This window comes from Rubripirellula amarantea, from assembly GCF_007859865.1.
Classification (GTDB): Bacteria; Planctomycetota; Planctomycetia; order Pirellulales; family Pirellulaceae; genus Rubripirellula; species Rubripirellula amarantea.
Genome location: NZ_SJPI01000001.1, coordinates 510,442 through 529,598, shown reverse-complemented (window position 1 = coordinate 529,598; position 19,157 = coordinate 510,442). Strand labels below are relative to the sequence as shown.

The window sequence follows — 19,157 nt, the reverse complement described above, 5'->3', positions numbered from 1 at the left end:
AACGACGGTAGAATCGCGTGTCAATTCACGATGAAATAGACATGCGGCTTAAACAATTAATGCGCGCTGCAAATGTTTAGATACTTGATGGACTGGTAACTTTCCGGCTAGTCACACTTGCATTAACAAATGCGACGAACGGGTATGCCATGCGGTTATTCAAGTACTTACTATTTTCAACGCCATCACTTCATTCTTAGTAAATGGAGTCTTAATAGATGTTGTGACTGTAGCTGGTATAAGGCTTAAGGTGCCAAGTGTTCGGGGCGGGGAGTTCGGGTGGGAACCAGCGGTAAGTTCTGTGCTACGAATTAATTCAGTGATGCGAGGCAATTCTTTCTTGCCTAATGACTCGCATCGTGTTTTCTAGCCGTCAATTATTCAAAGTCTTAGGGCATCGACGGGCGCTAATATCGGCTCGGCGATGTCGCTGTTTATCAAGTCTTTGTGAAATCAAATGCCAGTGTTATTTACATGCATGCAGACCGTCGCGTTCGGCGCAATAGCAGCCGCGGATAAAGCAAGCATATAAATTGGTCTTTGCTATGCACCAAGAAACTACAGGCCTACGACTGGTTTCCACTCACGATGCATAGCCAATGATCCGCGAGGTCACGGATGGGCTCTTTCTAAGATCAATAGCAGTCGGTGATCAGACTACTTGCGACTTAGCTGAATTGCGTCTTCGTCGATGCCAAATGACGCACAGACCACCAATACCGACCATTGCGAACGATGATGGCTCGGGAACTGCTGTTGCAACCGTAAATTGCCCCCTAACCCCATCGAAGTAAAAGATGGCAGTGCCATTAGGACTCGTGTCGAGCAACGTGGAGCCATTGGGAGCTAGAGGAGAAACCGCGTTGGTAGCGGCGCTAGTCATTGCAATTCCGTTAAATGTGGCGGACTCAGTCGCGTTTGGAACGTACGAAACAAGAACAAGCTCGCTGAAACCATCGAAAGTAATAACGGCCGGCTCCAAACCAGAGATTTGTTGGAAGTTTCCAACCGTCAAGGTTAACGATTCTTGGCGTACCGGTTGGTCCACATCGAAAACGATGTGACCATCGGACTGTGCGTAGATATTGTTGGCACCATTGTTATCAACACCGCTGAGAATTAGGTCGGCTGTGAACATCGCACCCGTGTCGGCGGAGTCGTCGATGGTAAAAATTCCAGCAAGTGTGAGCGGATTTGCATAACTACCCGTCGTTACCAGGCCACCTGTTGCAGTTGATGACAAAGTTGTGCCATCAGGTTCGAATTGCCAGTTGTTGATTGCTGCCACCGTGCTTGCCGAGACGTCAGTAATCACAGCACCCGATGCGCTGCTGGTGATAACACACCCAAGGATTGTCGAACCAATAGCTCTTAACAACTTGCTCATAAAAGATCTTCCCATTCTCTTAGACTGAAACATGTGGGTAAAACATGGGGCTGCGTTTGACCGCATATTAGGACTGTAACGATGACGAGTCCATTAAGTCTCATTCTTTCTGTGTGTTTTTCTAAAGAATTATGTGGTGTCGCAAGGTGTTAAATGCCTTCGTGTTTGCGAAGTGTTCTTGGGCGGTTTTTGCGAACAAACCTTAAGGACGAGATCGACGACATTGGTGACGTGGCATGTCTGTGAGAACGCCGTCCTTTGATTTGTTCACGTCGGTATTCACTCCGTCGAACCATTCTCCGGTGCACGCGGCAGTGGTTTTAGGCGGTTTCGAGTAGATGATTCAGTAACTTTTTTTTGCTAGTCGTCCGCTCTGAAGTGGGGGTAGTAGTCGCTACGCTTGCATGAGTTGTTTGATAATGATTGCCACTTTGCCGATCGGCCTGCGTTCTAGGGTGGCGCAGAGACCTGGTTGAGGACCCGACCAAGCAGACAAAGGATCGCCCGTACCCATCGTTACGAATCCAAGATCGGGGCAGAGTTACCGCGTTCGAATCACACTCGGTCTTGCAGTGTCCCTGGTTAAGAATCGATTCGATGTCGCGAGCTGGGTAATCTCCGTTCAGCGTTTGCCGCCAACTTTTGGTTGCAATTGCGGTCGATGCTCAGGATGCGATTTGAAGTAACGCAGGAAGCCATGGCAAGAATTGTTATGCCTGAAGCGAATTGGGTGCATCGCCAACTACTCAAGCAAACGAGGTTAGGTCAGCATTTTGGTTGAGCACTGTTCTTAAAGGTGCTTGCGGCAGCCGACGTTAGCTACGCCGGGTGATCGAGTAGCTCAGCATTGACTTTGATTCGACACGCCACCACACCTGTTCATCATGCCTTCGGCGATCAATTTTTATACAGAATGACCGTCGTTTTTGGCTTAAGTATCACGCGAATCGACATGCGTTTTCTAACGCTATCCGAACCCTCTGTGCCCAGCGTTCTTGCTTGCGATTTGCACTACGATGGGCAACAGAGTTGGATGTATGCACGACTGTCTACATTGCGTAGCCGACCGAAACTACGCTGCAGTCGCGTTGGCTTTTGCCTTCACTGACCGCCGACGTTTCACCCATGCCATACCGACCAAGCCGACAAGACCGAGCAACGCTGTAGATGGCTCTGGTACTGCCGAAACGGTAAAGGCCTCGTTGTACGTGGTGGCAACAATCATGTTGTCAAAGTACCGTTCGCCCGTTGACGCACTTGGCGATCGCAAGCCGAAACCACCAATTGGGCTGCCATTTCCTGGGTCGGCTCCAACTGTTAAAGCGCTCGGGCCATTATTCACGCTTAAGGATGAAACTCCGGTCGTGAAGTCATATCCTTGCACCACGCGATAGGTCTCGCCCGGCAGGAGTTCGAGCCCAAGATATTGTGTATCGCCGAAGTTGCCGTTGTAGATTCCCAGGTCGAAAATCCTTTCTGATGCACCATTGAGCGATGATTTGACTACGACTCGAGACTTGTAGTCAAAGATACTAGTGCTACTGCGATCGCCGAAGAACGTGAAGTACTGTCCACCCGTGCTCAGGCCATCGCCAAATTCAAGGTCGAAGCCTGCGAAGACGGTTCCACTGGTAATTTGCCCGTAGTTGTTCGGATTTGCGAATCGACCTTCAAAGTCGTAGGACGTAACATCTGCGACTACGTCATCAGCGAACATGCGACCACCTACGACGGTGTTGGGGCCTGTCCAGGGCTCCGCGGCAGGGTCATTGTCAGTGTAGCCAGAGAAGTCGTCTGAAAAGATGACCTCGGCTGAAGCGTTAAGAGTCATGCATGTGGACATGAACAACAGTGTTAATAGCTGCAGTGGTTTCATGGTGTAGATCTTTCTACGAGGCGGGGGTTTAGGAAGGTAATGCAAACCACCGTTTGCATCGATTGCGAGTCTAACTAGAAAACGATCTGTGAACACACTTAGTTTTTCTGATTCGTCCTGCGGCATGTTGACCTGACTATGAGGACTTCTAAGCCCTGTTTCGTCGCCGTTGTTCGTATTTAAGTTTGAGTAGTAGTAATCAATAACTTCGGTGCGATGAGCTTTGAAGGTCTCTTAGGTGCAGGTCGTTGATGGTGATGAAGGTTGCGATCGCGTCATGCATGTTCGCCCATCGCTTCTGCACGCACATGCTTTAAACACCAAGCCAAGCCAAGTGTTCAGGCTATCGGTGGATGATTGAAGATCGCTGTTGGATTGACGGTTGCCGCTAATCCAGTGATGCGGGCAACTCTGAGTCCCGCATAGGTCGTGTCGGTTTCGCAATCACGCGACCTGTTTCGCCAAAACCAACAATGGCAAACAAGTAAAGCGCTGGTGGAGGAATGTAAGACGATTCGTTGGTGCAGGATTGCGTGATTGCGAAACCTGTTTGTCGCAACCGCATGATTGGTCACGTAGTCCGGCTTTGCCGGACACTGGATGCAACTTTCTCGGGTTGCATTTTTTCTCGAGATGCATGAGATGGACGAAGGCCTTTTGATCTCAATCACTCATTTGTCCATCAGAAATCGCGATGACCTGATGTCTCCCTTTGCGTGAATTTGCATAAGAAAGGACGGGAAAACGTATGTTTCGTGTTTCCGGGGCGGGTAATCTCTTCTCTTCCGTTTAATGTTGACCGTTCATAGGGCAGTCCAGCTACTTTGAACGTGACGTGCCCCCCGAACGCGATTGAAGAGATCTTTGATGCCTCGACTTTGTTTATCTTTCTTGCTTTGTGCTTCGTTTTGCAATTGCTTGGTTCTCAGTTCTTCCGCCCTATCCGATGACGCAACGTGGAATACGTTGTTCGATGGAAAGTCACTAGAGGGTTGGGAGCAGGTTGGCGGTGAAGGCGAAAGCAAGTGGGAGGTTCAGGACGGCGAGATCCGCGGATCAGGTAGCGCTTCGATGTTGGTATCCACCAGTGGCAGTTACAAGAACTTCCGCTATCGCGCCGAAGTTAAGATCAATGAGGGAGGAAACTCAGGGCTGTACTTTCGCACCACCGAGCGTCCTGGATTCATGGATGGCTACGAAGCTCAAATTGACAGCACTCATACCGACCCGATTCGAACTGGATCGCTATACGGTCTTTGTCATGTCTACAACCAGTTAGTTAAACCCGATACATGGTTTTCCTATGAACTTGAAGTGCGAGATGACAATTGGCGTGGTCGCGACATAACGCGAATCAAGGTCACGGTCGATGGTAGCGAGTTGTACGAGTACCTTGATTTTGAAAAGACCTTCAAAGAAGGTTGCTTCGCCTTTCAGCAACATGACCCCGGTAGTCGCGTGAGCATCCGCAGGGTTGAAGTCCAGTTACTTCCCTAGTTACGTTTCAAGCTTGCCATCACTAGCTTAGAACTTAGGTGACGGGCAGCCCTTCCGACTCACGGATGTTTGTTAAAGAATACGACACCTCTTAGAAAGTCCAACTGTTATGCGTCACCTTCTCGTTGTCCTTTCACTGGCAATCTCAGCCATTGCATTTGCTGAACCCACGCCGCTGATTTTGGTGAGCGCTTCGTATCAGAAGAATCTCATAGCGTTATGCGAACTTGACGGCACGGTGATTTGGCAATACGAAACGGCGGGGCCAGATGGAGGTCACGCAGGCCATCATGAAGTTCAGATGCTCGACAGCGGTAACATTCTCTTTCACGACGATTGGAATGTTGTGAAGGAGATAACGTTGGCTGGTGAAGAAGTTTGGCGCTATGAAAGTAACGATGTTCACGCATTCACTCGGCTAGCAGACGGGAACACGATGATTGCGGAGTCCGGCAATGACCGGATCATATTGGTTAGTCCAGAGGGTAAGATCATTAGCCAAACTCCTCTTGGCAAAGAGGGGCGAAGCAAGACGCGACAGGCCGAAGTGCTCGACAGTGGAAACTACTTGGTTTGCGCCGAAGGTCCGGGAACGGTAACTGAGTATTCGCCGGACGGTACCATCGTTTGGGAATACAAAATCGGGACGCGAGTCTATGGTGCAATTCGACTCAAGAATGGGAATACCTTGATCAATTCAGGCTCTGGTAATTCGATTGTCGAAGTGGCAGCCGACAAGACAATCGTCTGGGAAGCAAATCAAAAAATTCCCGGTACGGATGTCTCGCTGCACTGGACTGCATGTTTGGAAGAGTTGCCCAATGGCCACGTCGTCATCGACAATTGTCATGCGGGGCCAGACAACCCGCAACTAATCGAGTTAGATCGGAATCGCAATGTCGTTTGGCAGTTCAACGAATTTGACCTCGTCGGCAATGGCATGGCATGTTTCGATTACGTCGATGCTGAGCAAGCCGATCAAATACGACGACTGGTCGCTGCTACAAACAAGTGAGTGGGCGGCGAAGCCGATAGTCATTCACCAGCATTTTGGCGGTACGATGATAGCCGTGTCGTGTTAGTTGCGCTACATCGCGATTCGAGCGGTAAAGAGTCGGTCCGAGCTTTGCCGCTGCTCGCGAACAATTGCATCGACGTTTGCCATTGGCACTCCTTCGCACGCTATGACTATCGCTGGGTTTCTACTCGATGGGTTTCCACTCGCTGGGGTTTAGATGAACATTTCGACTCGTTTGGTCATTCCTAGTCTTGGGTTCCTCGTCGTTCAATTTCTTCTGATCTCGGTTATCGCACTGCCCTGCTCTGGCGAATCCCCTCGACCCAAGTTACAGGTCATCAACGGTAGCGATCAAATCATCGACGTGTTTTGGTTGCGTACGCCAGTCGATCGCATTGCCAGTGGAACCATCTCACCTCGCGAGAATATGATCATCAAAACTTCGGTGGGACATCAGTTTGTGATTGTGGGGCGCGAGGATGGCGTAGAGCGAACCGTTGAGAGTCAGGTGCCAATTCAGAGCTTTCGGTTTGACCCTCAGTCCGAGGATGGTGTGCCGTCTTTCTACACTCAACGGATGAAGGCGGGCGGGTTGCTAATCGTTGCTTCCGCAGAAGTGAATCCGTATGCGGTACGTGAAGCGAAGTATCTGGTCGATGCTATGCTTGGTGAGCGGCCCGAAGTTCGGCAAGCCATGATCGATAGCGGAGCTAGGCTATGCGTGCTGGCGCATAACGAATTCACGACTGACTTGCCGGAGTTTGTTGCGATGCGAGATCAACCACATCCTGATTTTCCTCAACTCAGTGGTCACGAGTACTGGGACGCTCGAGCACGCGGAACCGGCGGTAGCGAAACGGATCCCTACTGCACTTGCGCCGAAGAAAATCTGCTTGGTTACGAAGGCGATCCATACTGGCAGGAGTGCATTCTGATTCATGAACTCGCGCATAGCATTCACTTGCGAGGGATGAATAACTTAGATGCCACTTTTGATCAGCGATTGCGTGATACGTACAGCAAGGCGATGGAAGATGGATTGTGGAAGGGGAAGTATGCGGCGGTTAACCACTACGAGTATTTTGCGGAAGGAGTGCAGTCTTGGTTCAACAACAATCGCACCAACGACCGTGACCATAACCACGTGAACACCCGCATGTTGCTTAGGGAGTATGACCCAGCGCTGGCTGCCCTCTGTGGCGAAGTATTTGGGGACACATCCTTGGAATACAGTAAGCCTGTTACACGTTTGAAGGATCATTTGAATGAGTATGATCCATCGACGGCCCCAAAGTTTGTTTGGCCGAAGCGACTTGACCATGCACGCAAGGTAATCGCTTCGGAGTGACACAGGCGAAAATCCTGCGGTCTTAGTACCGCTAGTCAATTCATCGAACTAGCTTTGCGAGTTGTTGTCACCGCTTCGTTGGCAATCGACGCTGTCGAACGATCGTGCGCAGTGCCGTTTCGCGGAATGTCCCGTCGGGTGAATTGCGATAGAAAATGAGCCCGCGTTGGACGCTGTGTTTAACCCAGTATGTTGAGCTTCAGCACCACCAAAAAACATACGAGATCACGCAATTCTATTCTCAATTTGCGCATCTTTTTTGCATGCCATATTGAGTGTTTCAACCAGTGAAAAGATGAGTTAGGATCGCTCGCTCTCTTGCGATTTCGTTCTTCTCTCTCTTCGTTGGTGTCAACCCATTCGAATGTTTCAGCCGACTCAGTTTGTGCCGCCGAGTGGGGCCTCGAAAGTTCTGAGCTTCACGTTCATGTCTCTCGTGATAGCGTTCACTGGTTGCGATACCAAGTCGGATAAAGCTCGGCTGACGCAGGGATCTCATCAAGTCTCATCGAACGCGAGCGCCAAGCAAACTTCACTGTCCGAGGATGAGCTTGAGGGTCAGATTGAAAGCTTCTGCGGAGCTTGCCATGGGATGCCGCGTCCAAGCAGTTTTGCGAAGCGTCAGTGGAAACGCGAGATCGACCAAGGATACAAATTGTTTTTCAAGTCAAAGCGAACCGACCTTCGCCCGCCGAGTCCGAAGCAACTGGTTTATGACTACTACGTCGAACGAGCGCCAGAAGAACTGCTGATCGAGTCTTCAACTACCAGCGACATTCCGTTTTCTGTTGGTTTTGATCGCCAGGACATCCCAGTCTTAGTTGAAGGCGTCTCGCTATCCGTCTCGAATTTGCGTTGGCTCACGAAATCGTACGACGATGCACCTGTTTCCGCGAACGATGGTGGAATGTTAGTGTGTGATATGAAACGTGGGTATGTATTCCGTGCGAATGGATTGAGGCGATCATCAAGAGATTTGAATACGGTTGAACTCGGTTTGATGGCCCGCTATCGGAATGTATCCTTCATTGATCCGACCGACCTGGATCAAGATGGCCGGCTTGATTATGTGATTGCCGAACTAGGGGATTACTTACCTGATGATCATCATCGGGGAAAAGTGATTTGGTTGCACGAAGACACTGATGGAAACTGGCAGTCGCAAACATTGCTCTACAAAGTTGGCCGAGTTGCTTCCGTTGAGACGGCAGACTTTGATGGTGACGGCGCGATGGACATCGTCGTCGCCGAGTTTGGTTGGCGGGAAACGGGAAGTTTAATCTTCTTGCATCATCAAGTTAGTGATCAGGGGAATCTTAAATTTCAACGCGAAGTGATTGATGAGCGATCGGGTGCTATTCAGGTCCAGAAATGCGACTTCAACGGTGACGGAAAACTGGACTTTGTCACCGTGTTAAGTCAGGAACACGAATTGGTTGTGGCTTATTTGAACGAAGGACGCGGGCAATTTAAGCCGCACTTGATTTGGTCGGCAGGCTATCCATCGCATGGAACCAACGGTATCGAGTTGGTGGACTTTGATGAAGATGGTGATTTAGATGTCTTGTGCACCAATGGAGACGCGTTCGACGACTACTTGTTGAAGCCATACTTTTCGATTCAGTGGCTTGAAAACCAAGGCTCGTTTCCTTTTGTTCATCATCAAATTGCAAAAATGCAGGGAGTCCATCGTGCGTTGCCGGGTGACTTCGATGGCGACGGTGATCTGGATGTTGTGGCTGTCTCATTGTTGCCGCGGCGAATCGACAACAAGGTTGATGTTCCGCTCGACAGTGTGATCCTGCTTGAACGCGATGGGGAAACATTCAAGCGGCACTCGCTCGAAAGCGGGCACATGAATCATGCCACGCTAGAAGTCGGTGATTTTGATGAGGATGGTGACCTCGACTTTGCCACTGGCGAATTTTGGCCTGACTCAACTGAGCGAACACTTTCGATTTGGTGGAATGAAAGTGAAGCATCCATTTCATTGCCAGCGAAGGAGAATCCATGATCAGTTCGTTGCAAAGCGCGAGTCATGGAGTTCCGCTCGGTTGGATAGTCCTTGTGGTTACCTTGATCGCCTGTGATGGTGATGTCCAATTAGAATGTGGTGGCCAACAACTGATCAACGGTTGCCGCATTCTCAAGCAATTCCCTTGCGTCGTTCATGCTGCGCATCGACATCACCAGATCGGACTTCGTCATGACCCAACGAGATTGGGTCATGACGAAGCACTAGTAGCTTCTTCGAAGATTGAGCTGATCCAGGGGCGGTTGCAAGTGCACGCGAAGGAGGTCCATCGGCAGGTCGTGTTGGTGCCGCGGAAAGAGTCACCGATGCGAAAGTTGCTTGAAGACGCGAGCACACCTCAGCCTCCGTGAAATGCGTGTTGGCTTCAGTCGCTCAAGAGAGGTTGATGTGAGGGAACATTAGGCGTGAATCGCACGACTGCTGAACCAATAGCGTACAATGTGTCCCACATTGCGACTGGCAAATTGCTGAGCCTACCTTATCGAAATACCTTGCCCCATGCGTTGGTAATTAACGCGACATTGATGTAATTGAAAGACACTAATGGACCTGACAACAATTGTTTCTTTCCTGTTCTTCACGGGGCTAGTCGCGTTTCTGACCTGGCGGCTGACGAAGAACGATGACCACTCCAGCACGGGTGGCTACTTCCTCGCTGGGCGTTCATTGACGTTCCCTTTGATCGCTGGGTCCTTGTTGTTGACCAACCTTTCTACCGAGCAAATGGTGGGTCTCAATGGCCAAGCCTACACGTACGGTTTGTGCGTGATGGTGTGGGAAGTGGTATGTGTCGTTGCTCTCGTGTTCATGGCATGGTTCTTTTTGCCCAAGTTCTTGCGGAGCGGCGTTTCAACGGTGCCTCAATACCTGGAAATTCGCTTTGATCACCAAACTCAAGTGATTACCAATGTGATCTTCTTAGTAGCGTATGTTGGAATTCTGTTGCCGATCATTCTTTACACGGGCGCTACGGGAATGATCGGAATCATGGACGTCCCATCGATGCTAGGCGAAGTGCCTCAATCGATGGGCCTACAGCCCTATCCTGTTGCGTTGTGGGCTATCGTCTGGTTGGTTGGAATTATTGGGGCAATCTATGCATTGTTCGGTGGACTAAGAACGGTTGCCGTTTCGGACACCCTCAATGGCATTGGTCTGTTCATTGGCGGATTCATGATTGCTGGATTCGCGTTGTCGCAGCTCGGTGGCGAAGGAGGGATTTCCGAGGGCACTCACATTTTGTTTGAACAGCAAAAGGACCGGTTCAATTCGGTTGGTGGCGCAGAGTCATCGGTTCCCTTTGGAACCATATTCTCCGGCATCTTTCTGCTGAACCTTTTCTATTGGACGACAAATCAGCAGATCATTCAGAGAACGTTTGGAGCAAGTAGTTTGGCCGAAGGCCAGAAGGGGGTTCTGCTCACCGGGGCTTTGAAATTGTTGGGCCCGATTTATCTCGTAATCCCAGGGATGATCGCGTACGCAATGTTTGCGGATCAGGGTATCGACAAGGATAAGGCTTACGGATTGCTTGTGAATCGAGTTTTACCGGCACCGTTCACGGGTTTTTTCGCGGCTGCGATGATCGGTGCGATTTTGTCGAGTTTTAACTCAGCACTGAACAGTTCTTGCACACTTTTCAGTGTGGGGTTGTACAAAGGCGTGATCAACAAGGATGCCACGGAAGCTCAAGTTGTGCGATCCGGGAAAGTCTTCGGTTGGATCATTGCGATCAGTGCCATGGTGATCGCGCCCTTGCTTGACCATCCGGTGATCAAAGATAAGGGGATTTTCGATTACCTACAAAAGATGAATGGGATGTACTTCATTCCCATCTTTGCCGTCGTCTTGGTTGGGATGTTGACTAAACGCGTACCGCCGATCGCAGCCAAGATCGCCCTTGTTGCAGGCTTCGCGGTCATCGCAACCGGATACTTCGTTTCGCCCTTTGACAAGATCGTCGATTCGTTGCACGAGTTCCATTTTCTGGGAATTGTCTTCGCTTGGCTGCTCGTGTTGATGCTTGTTATTGGCGAAGTGAAGCCAAGAGAAACCGAGTTCGAACAGGAAGACGCGGGGGCAGTTGATATGACCCCTTGGCGATTCGCAAAACCTGCTGGATTGGTCCTGATCGCCATCGTATTCACCATCTACATTTCCTTCGCCGATTTTTCGGTTCTAACTCCGAAGTAGTTCGACGATCGTTACGAAAACCTCAGCTAAGAGATCCTCATGAAACCATTTCTTATTGCCCTGCTATTGATCATGCCAGCTTCGACTGCTTTTTCTGAAGTGAAAGACTTCGATTCTATTGAGCTCTACACTCTCAAGAATGACCATGGCACGACAGTCAAAGTGACCAACTACGGAGCGATCGCTACGTCGATCTCCGTAGCGGACCGGGATGGGAAGTTTGCCGATATCGCGCTTGGCTATGATCAAGTGAAAGACTACATCAACGCTGTCGATAAGCCATATTTCGGTGCTGTTGTCGGACGCTACGGAAATCGAATTGCCAACGGGGAATTTTCCCTAGATGGCGAAGCTTATTCGCTGCTCAAGAACAACGGAAAGAATCACTTGCACGGCGGTGCGGTCGGTTTCGACAAAGTAGTTTGGGATGCTGAGTACGATCAGGTCAACAATCAATTGACCTTGCGTTATCAATCCAAGGACAAAGAAGAAGGCTACCCTGGAAATTTGGATTGCGAAGTCACCTACAGATTGACAGAAGCAAACTCATTGGTGGTGGGATACAAGGCCGAGACGGACAAAGCGACTCCGATCAACTTGACGCAGCACACTTACTTCAACCTCAAAGGTGAGGGAGAGGGAACGATCCTCGACCATGAGTTGATGATCAACGCAAAACAGTACACGCCGATCGACGAAGGTTCTATTCCTACTGGGGAACTGCCACCGGTCGCCGGAACGCCGTTTGACTTTACGACCGCGAAGCCGATCGGACGCGACATCGGAATCGAAAACCAGCAGCTTGCCTTCGGGATGGGCTATGACCACAACTGGGTGCTCGACAAGGAGGGAAAGGAAGGCGAGTTGACGCTGGCTGCTCGAGTGTACGAGCCAAAATCAGGACGTGTCATGGAAGTTCAAACCACTGAACCAGGCGTTCAGTTTTATTGTGGCAACTTCCTTGATGGTCGCTTGAAAGGCAAATCAGGTAAGCCTTATGTTCAACGCGGTGGGTTCTGTCTCGAAACTCAGCACTACCCTGACAGTCCGAACCAACCAAACTTTCCGTCGACGATTCTTCGCCCCGGCGAGGTTTACGATACCCAAACGATATTCACTTTCTCGACGCAGTAACCAGACGCCCTAAGTGATGATCTCGTGGATCGGTTGTACTTCTTCGACGCCCACCAGTTTCTGGTCCAGGCCGCTGAAGAAGTATGAAAGGTGGTTTGGGTCGAGTCCCAGTTGGTGAAGGATCGTAGCGTGGAGGTTTTTGACGTGCAATGGGTTCTCAGCCGCCGCGGAACCAAGTTCGTCAGTGGTCCCGTAACTAACGCCGCCTTTGATTCCGCCACCCGCCATCCACATCGTGAAGCCGAAGGAATTGTGGTCACGGCCGCTGCCTTCGGCGTATTCCGCCGTTGGTTGACGTCCGAACTCACCACCCCAAACAACTAGCGTCTCTTCGAGCATTCCGCGTTGCTTTAGGTCCTTTAGCAGAGCCGCGATAGGTAGGTCCGTATTGCCAGCGTGCTTGTTGTGATTGTCTTCCAGATTGCCGTGAGCGTCCCAGTTGTCATCGTTGTGGGCACCGCCACTGTAGAGCTGAATGAATCGGACGCCCCGTTCGACCAATCGACGAGCCATTAAACAACGAGTTCCAAAGTCATTAGTGCGTGCTTGGTTAATTCCGTACATGTCGAGCGTCGCAGCGTCTTCGTTTGAAAAATCCACCGCATCGGGTGCGGTGCTCTGCATGTTGTACGCAAGCTCGTAACTAGCGATTCTTGAAGCCAAGTCATCATTGCCAACGCGGTGCGCGAGGTGGTCGGCGTTAGCATCTTGAATGGAGTCGATCAGTTTTCGCTGGACGCCAGATGGTAGATCACTTGGTGGTGCAAGATCCAGAATGGGTGCACCCTTGCTGCGAAACACAGTGCCCTGGTACGTAGCCGGCATGTAACCGCTGCTCCAGTTTTTTGCTCCGCTGATCGGTCCGCCTTTGGAATCGAGCATCACGACGAATCCAGGAAGGTTTTCATTCACGCTTCCGAGGCCATAGTTGACCCATGATCCTAGCGCGGGACTGCCCGAAAGAATCTTGCCACTGTTCATCATCAACATTGCACTACCATGGATCGGCGAGTCGGCCGTCATTGAGTGCAAGAAGGCAATATCATCGACATGTTCGGCGACATGGGGGAACAGGGAACTCACCCATTTACCGCATTGACCATGTTGTTTGAAATCCCATCTTGGTTCAACGATTCGGCCTCCCTTTTTGTGTCCGCCGCGACCGAAGGTGGCAACATCAGCGGTCTTGCCATCCATTCCTTTCATCTTCGGTTTGTAGTCGAACGTGTCGATGTGACTTGGTCCGCCATACATGAACAGAAAGATTACGGACTTGGCCTTAGGCGCGAAATGCGGCGGTTTGGGAGCGAGTGGATTGCGATAAGGTGAGTCACTTGCACTCGCTGTCGTCGGAAAGAAGCCATCGCCAGCGAACATCGACGCCAACGCCGCGGCACCGAATCCACCACCTGATTGCCAGAGAAATTCACGGCGCGTGCGACCGCAAAAACCATTTCGTTTACGTTGAGCGTTCATGATTGTTTGTTGGGCATAGAGGTGGGATTTGGGAATGAACCCAAGTGAAGTAAGTAAGCGGGTGGGCGGCAAAGCGTTTCAATCGAGAAACAAAAATTCGTTCCAATTCATCACTGAAAGACAATAGAGCTGAACCGCTCGCTCTCGCGACAATCCGTGCTCAGCAACCAGGGACTCGATCAAACGACCGCCCTTTTCGATTTCAGATTTGGTCGGCTCACGTTGCAGCAATGCTTGGATGCTACGTCGAACGACGACGGCGTTCTCGGATTCAGCCGCGTAGATCGCTTGCGAAAGGCGAGCAGCTTGTTCGTGTGCAAAGTCTCCGTTTAGCAAAGCCAGCGCTTGCCCAGGTTGCAGCGTTGCGAAACGTTCTTCGCAGGTCAGGTCGGGATCTGGGAAGTCAAACGCGGTCAATAACGGAGTCAACAGCGAGCGTTTGACGTGAATATAGACACTTCGCCGATCGCGTTGCTCCTGACTCGCATCACCCCATCCCGACCCGGGAACGGATTGTCCGGCCAATACTTCTTTCGACAACTTGGCATAGAAGCTTGGCCCATACGGCGTTCGATTAAGTACACCTATCGAAGCCAACATCGAATCGCGAACTTCTTCAGCCCGCAACCGTCGAGGGTCAAATCGCCAAAAGAGATCATTGTTGGGATCGCGTGAGACCGCAGGTTCGCTCGATTGAGATGATAACTGATAGGTCCGGCTATTCATGATTAGTCGGTGCATCGACTTCAATTTCCAGCCCTCGTCAATCAACCGATGTCCCAACCAATCGAGTAATTCAGGGTGCGTTGGTGGAACTCCCAATTGTCCAAAATTGTTGGAACTGCGAACGATGCCACGACCAAAATGGAACTGCCAGAGTCGGTTCGCCATGACGCGAGCCGTCATGTTGTTCTCGGGATCAACAATCCAATCCGCCAGCACTCGGCGACGACCAGCGGACTTTGCTGATTCATCTGCGACGGGGATTTCAGGAATGGTCTTGTCCAAGATCGTTGGATACGACGGAGCTTGGGGATCAGCAGGTGAATGTGGATTTCCTCGGAAAAGTACGAACGTTTGCTCGGGGTGAGCGTCGAGTCGAGCCAAGCCCATGACGCTTTGTCGCGGTGGGATCTCCTTGGCTAGTTCTTGCACGGCTTTAAGTTGCTTCTTTAATGACTGGTACTCTTTCCACCTCTCGTTAGCTAACTTCGATCTAAGATGCTTGTCTAAGACTCGCTTTCGGTCCTTCTGGTTGCCTTCCGTTGCCCGTTGATCGGGACCAGACATTTTCGCGATTCCAGCTTGCTCAATTTCGTGGATTTTCGCCTTCAGCGATGCCTGCTTCGCGTCGTTCTCTCGGTACAGGCGATTCACTTCTTCGGACGAAACGTCAATCTGGTTGTTGATCCGTGGGTCTTGTCCACGCACTCCCCAGGGTGTGACGTCAGCAAAAAATGCCAACATTCCGTAGTAGTCGGTCTGCGGAATAGGGTCAATTTTGTGGTCGTGACATCGAGCGCAATTAACTGTCAACCCGAGAAAAACTTGGCTGGTCGTCGTGATGATGTCGTCGAAACCATCGAAACGAGCTTGCAATGGATCAGCCGGTTCATCATCCCAAACACCTAGCCGATAATAGCCTGTCGCGGTCAGTGTTTCGGTGGTGACTTTTTCCAGTTCGTCACCGGCCAATTGTTCTCGCACAAATTGGTCGTAAGGCTTGTCATCGTTGAATGACTTGATGACGTAGTCGCGATACTTCCATGCGTTCGGTTTGACTCCGTCCCGCTCGTAGGAATTCGTTTCGGCGTAGCGAACAAGGTCAAGCCAATGTCGCCCCCAATGTTCGCCGTAATGGTGAGACTCAAGAAGTTGATCGACCAACTTGCTAAATGCATTGGGGTCAGGATCGTCGACGAAGGCTTTAACTTGATCGGCCGTCGGCGGCAAACCCGTTAAGTCGTAATAAACGCGGCGAACGAGTGTGTGTCGATCTGCGAGTGGGTTGGGATCAAGACCAGATCGTTTGAGTGAATCGAATACAAACGCATCTATCGGATTGCCGTTCCATGCTTCCGATTCGACATCCGGTGGCGAAACTCGCCGCATCGGTTCAAAGGCCCAGTGTTTGTTCCACGTTGCACCTTGCTCAATCCAAGTTTGCAGCGTTTGGATTTGAGATGCGGTAAGCCGATCGCCTTCAGGCGGCATCCGATGGTCCTCTTCGTCGCTTAGAATGCGAGCGATCATTTCACTTGCGTCGACGTCACCCGGCACGATGGCGAACTCTCCCGAGTCCGCTTCTGCATAAGCGGCTTCTTGGCTTGTAAAGCGAAGCCCGCTTTCAGCGACATCGGGACCGTGGCATGCGTAGCAATGCTTTGCCAGGATAGGTTGGACGTGACGAGTGAAGTCAATCGTCTCGGTTGTTGCGCGGGAGGCTTCGTCGGCTGTCAATGCTGCCGGTGTGAAAAAGATGGAACCGCAGAGAACTAGGCACCACCCAAGCCGCGCCTTTGTGACGATTGAGTTACGACGAGGTGTCATACGATTAAGCCTTCATGCCAAAGGGGACCATCTTGTCATAACCAAAGTCGGTGCACTGACCGCCAATGGCTTGGGAGGCGCGAAACGCGGCAACGGTCCCAATTCGAAACGGAAATGCCGGGAATCCACAAATCTTATATTCAGTAGTGTAACTGCTCAGCGAGTCGGTCAGTTCAGTATTGATATCGGCGCCCGCACCGTCACTGCGCGAATTACGCATAACGCTACAGTTCAGCCCAGTGTTTGCCTTCGTGCTAACTTTGACGCTGTAAGGTATCTGACTAACGAAGTCATTCGTGCAAAAGCAATAATGTTCTATGTACATGGATGATCAAACAAATGAGCTACTGACATGAGTGGTGCTACGGTGTGAAAAGAATCTGGTGCATTAGCTTCAGTTCTTTCGGCGAGATCTTTTCAACCTTACGGTCGTACGACATCAAACCGTTAATCTCGCCCTCGACGTCAGTGGTTTGCGTGTAAACGCCACCTGCAATTCCTTGGTGTCGAAGTTCATTGAGGATCTCGAGTGATTTGAGATAGCGATCTTGGTATTCACTCTTTGACTTTGGTAGCCCGCCGTAGCCCCAGTTGTCACGATCGGCATCCCAAAGATGACCCTCGACGGGATAGCCATGGCCACCGAACTCACCAACTACTTTGATGACGTTATCGAAGCGGCTATCGTTCAGCGGGAATGAGGGGTTGGGATAGGCGTGTTGGTCGGCAATGTCACCGACGGGCCAGTAATTCCCACCACTGGCGATGTTGACCAGACGTGATGGGTCGCGATTAAGTGTCCAATCGCCAACGTCGGTAGTACGGTGCTGTCCCCAAGCTTCATTGAAAGGTACCCAAACCACAATTGATGGATGGTTTTCGAGCGCATCAATCATTCGCTCGAGTTCGAGCATGAATTGAGAGTGGTTTTCATCCGACCAATCAGCATCTTTAGGATTAGGTTGAAGGAATGTCCACGGAGGGCTATGGCCGGCGCTGACTTGGTCCTGCCACACCATCATTCCTAAGCGGTCACAATGATAGTAGTACCGCCGGGGTTCAACTTTGATGTGTTTGCGAATCATGTTGAAGCCTGCATCCTTAAGCCATGCTATATCGTAAAGCATGCCCTCATCGGACGGTGGTGTGAGCAAACCATCGGGCCACCATCCTTGATCAAGTGGTCCCCAGTGAAAGATAGGTTTGCCGTTAAGCGTCATTCGCAAGTGACCCTCAGCATCGACATCTTTGCCTACGGTCCGGATGCCAGCGTAGGATTCAACCCGGTCCATCACTTCGCCATTGTGATCGAGTAGTAAGACTTCTAAGTCGTACAGCGTCGGCGAATCGGGTGACCATAATCGAGCGCTGCCGATGGTTAGCGATATCAAACCCGGCTTGCTTTGCTGTTCTGCGACACTGGTACCCTCAAGCTTGGCAACGACTTTGACGGTGGCAACTCGGGATTCATCTTGAATCGTAGGCTCGATTGAAATGGTGCCGGTCGCAGCATCGGTCGCGATCGTCAGATCAGCGATGTGATTGTTGGGAACTTGTTCAAGCCATATGGTTTGCCAAATTCCGGAAACCTGCGTGTACCATATTCCATTTGGATTGCGGACTTGTTTGCCTCTCAGTTGCCACTCTTCGGTTTCGTCTTCAACCCGAACGACTAGTGAGTTTCGACCTTCGACAAGGGTATCTGAAATGTCGAATGAGAATGGTGTGTTTCCACCTTGGTGTTTGCCAACTGACTTTCCGTTGACGAATACTTCGCACCGATAATCAACCGCTTCAAAGTTCAACAGTGTCTTACTTTCCGTCAGACTTGTCTCGAAGTAGCGTCGGTACCAAAGAGCTTCTCGATCACCGAGCATCCGTTGAACACCGCCCAGTTTTGATTCCAAGCAGAAGGGAACAAGGATCTTTCCCTCCCATTCTTCAGGAACCGCAGTCTGCTGTTCCGATGTGATCGCGTAGTCCCAATTTCCATTGAGATTGACCCACTCGTCCCGTTTCATCTGTGGACGAGGGTAATCTGCCCACGCGTTGTCGGCCGTAACTTCGCTGCCCCACTTCGTGATCAACTCGGATTGGAAAGGTGATGCGGGTGGCAGCGTTAGAGGTTGTTCGACATCAATAATATGCGCGTCAATGAACTGGCCTCCAGCATCCTGGTGGCAATGAATCGCCAAAGTGTTTTTTCCTTGACGAAGCGTGCTTCGATGCAAGTCGTGTAGCGGAACGACTTGATAATCGTTGGTCCAGGCAGGCAGGACGGCGACTTGTTTTCCATTGAGAAATATCTCTGCTTCATCATCATGGTGGATCAGAAATCCTGGACGGGCAGGCACCTGTTTGATCGAGATGACTCTGCGAAGCCAAATGTCGCTTGATTTCCAGACGGTTCCAACACGTGAACCTGGAGTTCCTCTTGTTCCAAAACCCCCTTGGCCATGTTGCCAATTCGAATCGTCAAACTGTGGTTCCTGCCATCCTTCGGTGGGCTTTTCGAAGGTGTAGCTCCATTGCTCAGTTTGGGAAATTTGTTGTGCCAAAGAACTCTGCCCCAACCCAAGTACTGCTAGCGTGGCGAGCCATACGTGCATGAGGCGAACTGGAAGAACAATAGTCGACATCGAA

13 protein-coding genes are annotated in these 19,157 nt (G+C 50.8%); 6 read left to right on the top strand and 7 right to left on the bottom strand.

Going from position 1 to position 19,157, the window contains the following annotated elements; genetic code table 11:
* Positions 1-652: 652 nt before the first annotated feature.
* Together Pla22_RS01950 and Pla22_RS01945 are read right to left on the bottom strand one after the other, a co-directional pair.
* On the bottom strand, positions 653-1,387 hold the full coding sequence (locus Pla22_RS01950) for a PEP-CTERM sorting domain-containing protein (RefSeq protein WP_165440485.1): 735 nt from the start codon (positions 1,385-1,387) through the stop codon (positions 653-655).
* A gap of 1,072 nt (positions 1,388-2,459) precedes the next feature.
* Positions 2,460-3,263, bottom strand: coding sequence for a PEP-CTERM sorting domain-containing protein (locus Pla22_RS01945; protein WP_165440484.1), 804 nt, complete (start codon positions 3,261-3,263; stop codon positions 2,460-2,462).
* Positions 3,264-4,130: 867 nt separating this feature from the next.
* On the opposite strand from Pla22_RS01945, the gene Pla22_RS01940 reads away from it, so the two are divergent.
* From Pla22_RS01940 to Pla22_RS01925, 4 genes are all read left to right on the top strand, one after another.
* Positions 4,131-4,760, top strand: coding sequence for a 3-keto-disaccharide hydrolase (locus Pla22_RS01940; protein WP_146513096.1), 630 nt, complete (start codon positions 4,131-4,133; stop codon positions 4,758-4,760).
* A gap of 109 nt (positions 4,761-4,869) precedes the next feature.
* Positions 4,870-5,775: a beta-propeller domain-containing protein gene (locus Pla22_RS01935; RefSeq protein WP_146513095.1), complete on the top strand. Its 906-nt coding sequence runs from the start codon at positions 4,870-4,872 to the stop codon at positions 5,773-5,775.
* A gap of 220 nt (positions 5,776-5,995) precedes the next feature.
* The gene (locus Pla22_RS01930; RefSeq protein ID WP_146513094.1) at positions 5,996-7,126 is read left to right on the top strand and encodes a hypothetical protein; all 1,131 of its coding nucleotides are present in this window, start codon (positions 5,996-5,998) and stop codon (positions 7,124-7,126) included.
* Between the two features lie 427 nt (positions 7,127-7,553).
* Positions 7,554-9,140, top strand: a complete 1,587-nt coding sequence (locus tag Pla22_RS01925) for an FG-GAP repeat domain-containing protein (protein WP_165440483.1) — start codon at positions 7,554-7,556, stop codon at positions 9,138-9,140.
* An 89-nt stretch (positions 9,141-9,229) separates the two neighbouring features.
* Here Pla22_RS01925 and Pla22_RS25825 read toward each other — a convergent pair whose 3' ends face one another.
* Entirely contained in the window at positions 9,230-9,355 is a 126-nt protein-coding gene (locus Pla22_RS25825; RefSeq protein ID WP_261343132.1) for a hypothetical protein, read from the bottom strand.
* 349 nt (positions 9,356-9,704) lie between these two features.
* Here Pla22_RS25825 and Pla22_RS01920 point away from each other — a divergent pair, with 349 nt between their 5' ends.
* On the top strand, positions 9,705-11,354 hold the full coding sequence (locus tag Pla22_RS01920; protein WP_146513092.1) for a solute:sodium symporter family transporter: 1,650 nt from the start codon (positions 9,705-9,707) through the stop codon (positions 11,352-11,354).
* A gap of 39 nt (positions 11,355-11,393) precedes the next feature.
* Positions 11,394-12,488 (top strand): aldose epimerase family protein, encoded by a 1,095-nt coding sequence (locus tag Pla22_RS01915; RefSeq protein WP_146513091.1) that lies wholly within the window; start codon positions 11,394-11,396, stop codon positions 12,486-12,488.
* Positions 12,489-12,497: 9 nt separating this feature from the next.
* On the opposite strand, the gene Pla22_RS01910 is transcribed toward Pla22_RS01915, so the two are convergent.
* From Pla22_RS01910 to Pla22_RS01895, 4 genes are all read right to left on the bottom strand, one after another.
* Positions 12,498-13,964, bottom strand: coding sequence for a DUF1501 domain-containing protein (locus tag Pla22_RS01910; protein WP_146513090.1), 1,467 nt, complete (start codon positions 13,962-13,964; stop codon positions 12,498-12,500).
* Positions 13,965-14,042: 78 nt separating this feature from the next.
* On the bottom strand, positions 14,043-16,514 hold the full coding sequence (locus Pla22_RS01905) for a PSD1 and planctomycete cytochrome C domain-containing protein (RefSeq protein ID WP_146513089.1): 2,472 nt from the start codon (positions 16,512-16,514) through the stop codon (positions 14,043-14,045).
* 4 nt (positions 16,515-16,518) lie between these two features.
* Positions 16,519-16,734 carry a hypothetical protein gene (locus Pla22_RS01900; RefSeq protein WP_146513088.1) on the bottom strand — a complete coding sequence of 72 codons (216 nt, stop codon included), beginning with the start codon at positions 16,732-16,734 and terminating at the stop codon, positions 16,519-16,521.
* 142 nt (positions 16,735-16,876) lie between these two features.
* Entirely contained in the window at positions 16,877-19,153 is a 2,277-nt protein-coding gene (locus tag Pla22_RS01895) for a glycoside hydrolase family 2 protein (RefSeq protein ID WP_207310284.1), read from the bottom strand.
* Positions 19,154-19,157 lie beyond the last annotated feature (4 nt).

What these genes read in the sequence shown, in the direction of transcription:
- Pla22_RS01905 (WP_146513089.1), bottom strand. Translation starts at nt 16,514, where the DNA reads ATGACACCTCGTCGTAACTCAATCGTCACAAAGGCGCGGCTTGGGTGG.
- Pla22_RS01895 (WP_207310284.1), bottom strand. Translation starts at nt 19,153, where the DNA reads ATGTCGACTATTGTTCTTCCAGTTCGCCTCATGCACGTATGGCTCGCC.
- Pla22_RS01930 (WP_146513094.1), top strand. Translation starts at nt 5,996, where the DNA reads ATGAACATTTCGACTCGTTTGGTCATTCCTAGTCTTGGGTTCCTCGTC.
- Pla22_RS01950 (WP_165440485.1), bottom strand. Translation starts at nt 1,387, where the DNA reads ATGAGCAAGTTGTTAAGAGCTATTGGTTCGACAATCCTTGGGTGTGTT.
- Pla22_RS01920 (WP_146513092.1), top strand. Translation starts at nt 9,705, where the DNA reads ATGGACCTGACAACAATTGTTTCTTTCCTGTTCTTCACGGGGCTAGTC.
- Pla22_RS25825 (WP_261343132.1), bottom strand. Translation starts at nt 9,355, where the DNA reads ATGACCCAATCTCGTTGGGTCATGACGAAGTCCGATCTGGTGATGTCG.
- Pla22_RS01945 (WP_165440484.1), bottom strand. Translation starts at nt 3,263, where the DNA reads ATGAAACCACTGCAGCTATTAACACTGTTGTTCATGTCCACATGCATG.
- Pla22_RS01915 (WP_146513091.1), top strand. Translation starts at nt 11,394, where the DNA reads ATGAAACCATTTCTTATTGCCCTGCTATTGATCATGCCAGCTTCGACT.
- Pla22_RS01925 (WP_165440483.1), top strand. Translation starts at nt 7,554, where the DNA reads ATGTCTCTCGTGATAGCGTTCACTGGTTGCGATACCAAGTCGGATAAA.
- Pla22_RS01935 (WP_146513095.1), top strand. Translation starts at nt 4,870, where the DNA reads ATGCGTCACCTTCTCGTTGTCCTTTCACTGGCAATCTCAGCCATTGCA.
- Pla22_RS01910 (WP_146513090.1), bottom strand. Translation starts at nt 13,964, where the DNA reads ATGAACGCTCAACGTAAACGAAATGGTTTTTGCGGTCGCACGCGCCGT.
- Pla22_RS01900 (WP_146513088.1), bottom strand. Translation starts at nt 16,734, where the DNA reads ATGCGTAATTCGCGCAGTGACGGTGCGGGCGCCGATATCAATACTGAA.
- Pla22_RS01940 (WP_146513096.1), top strand. Translation starts at nt 4,131, where the DNA reads ATGCCTCGACTTTGTTTATCTTTCTTGCTTTGTGCTTCGTTTTGCAAT.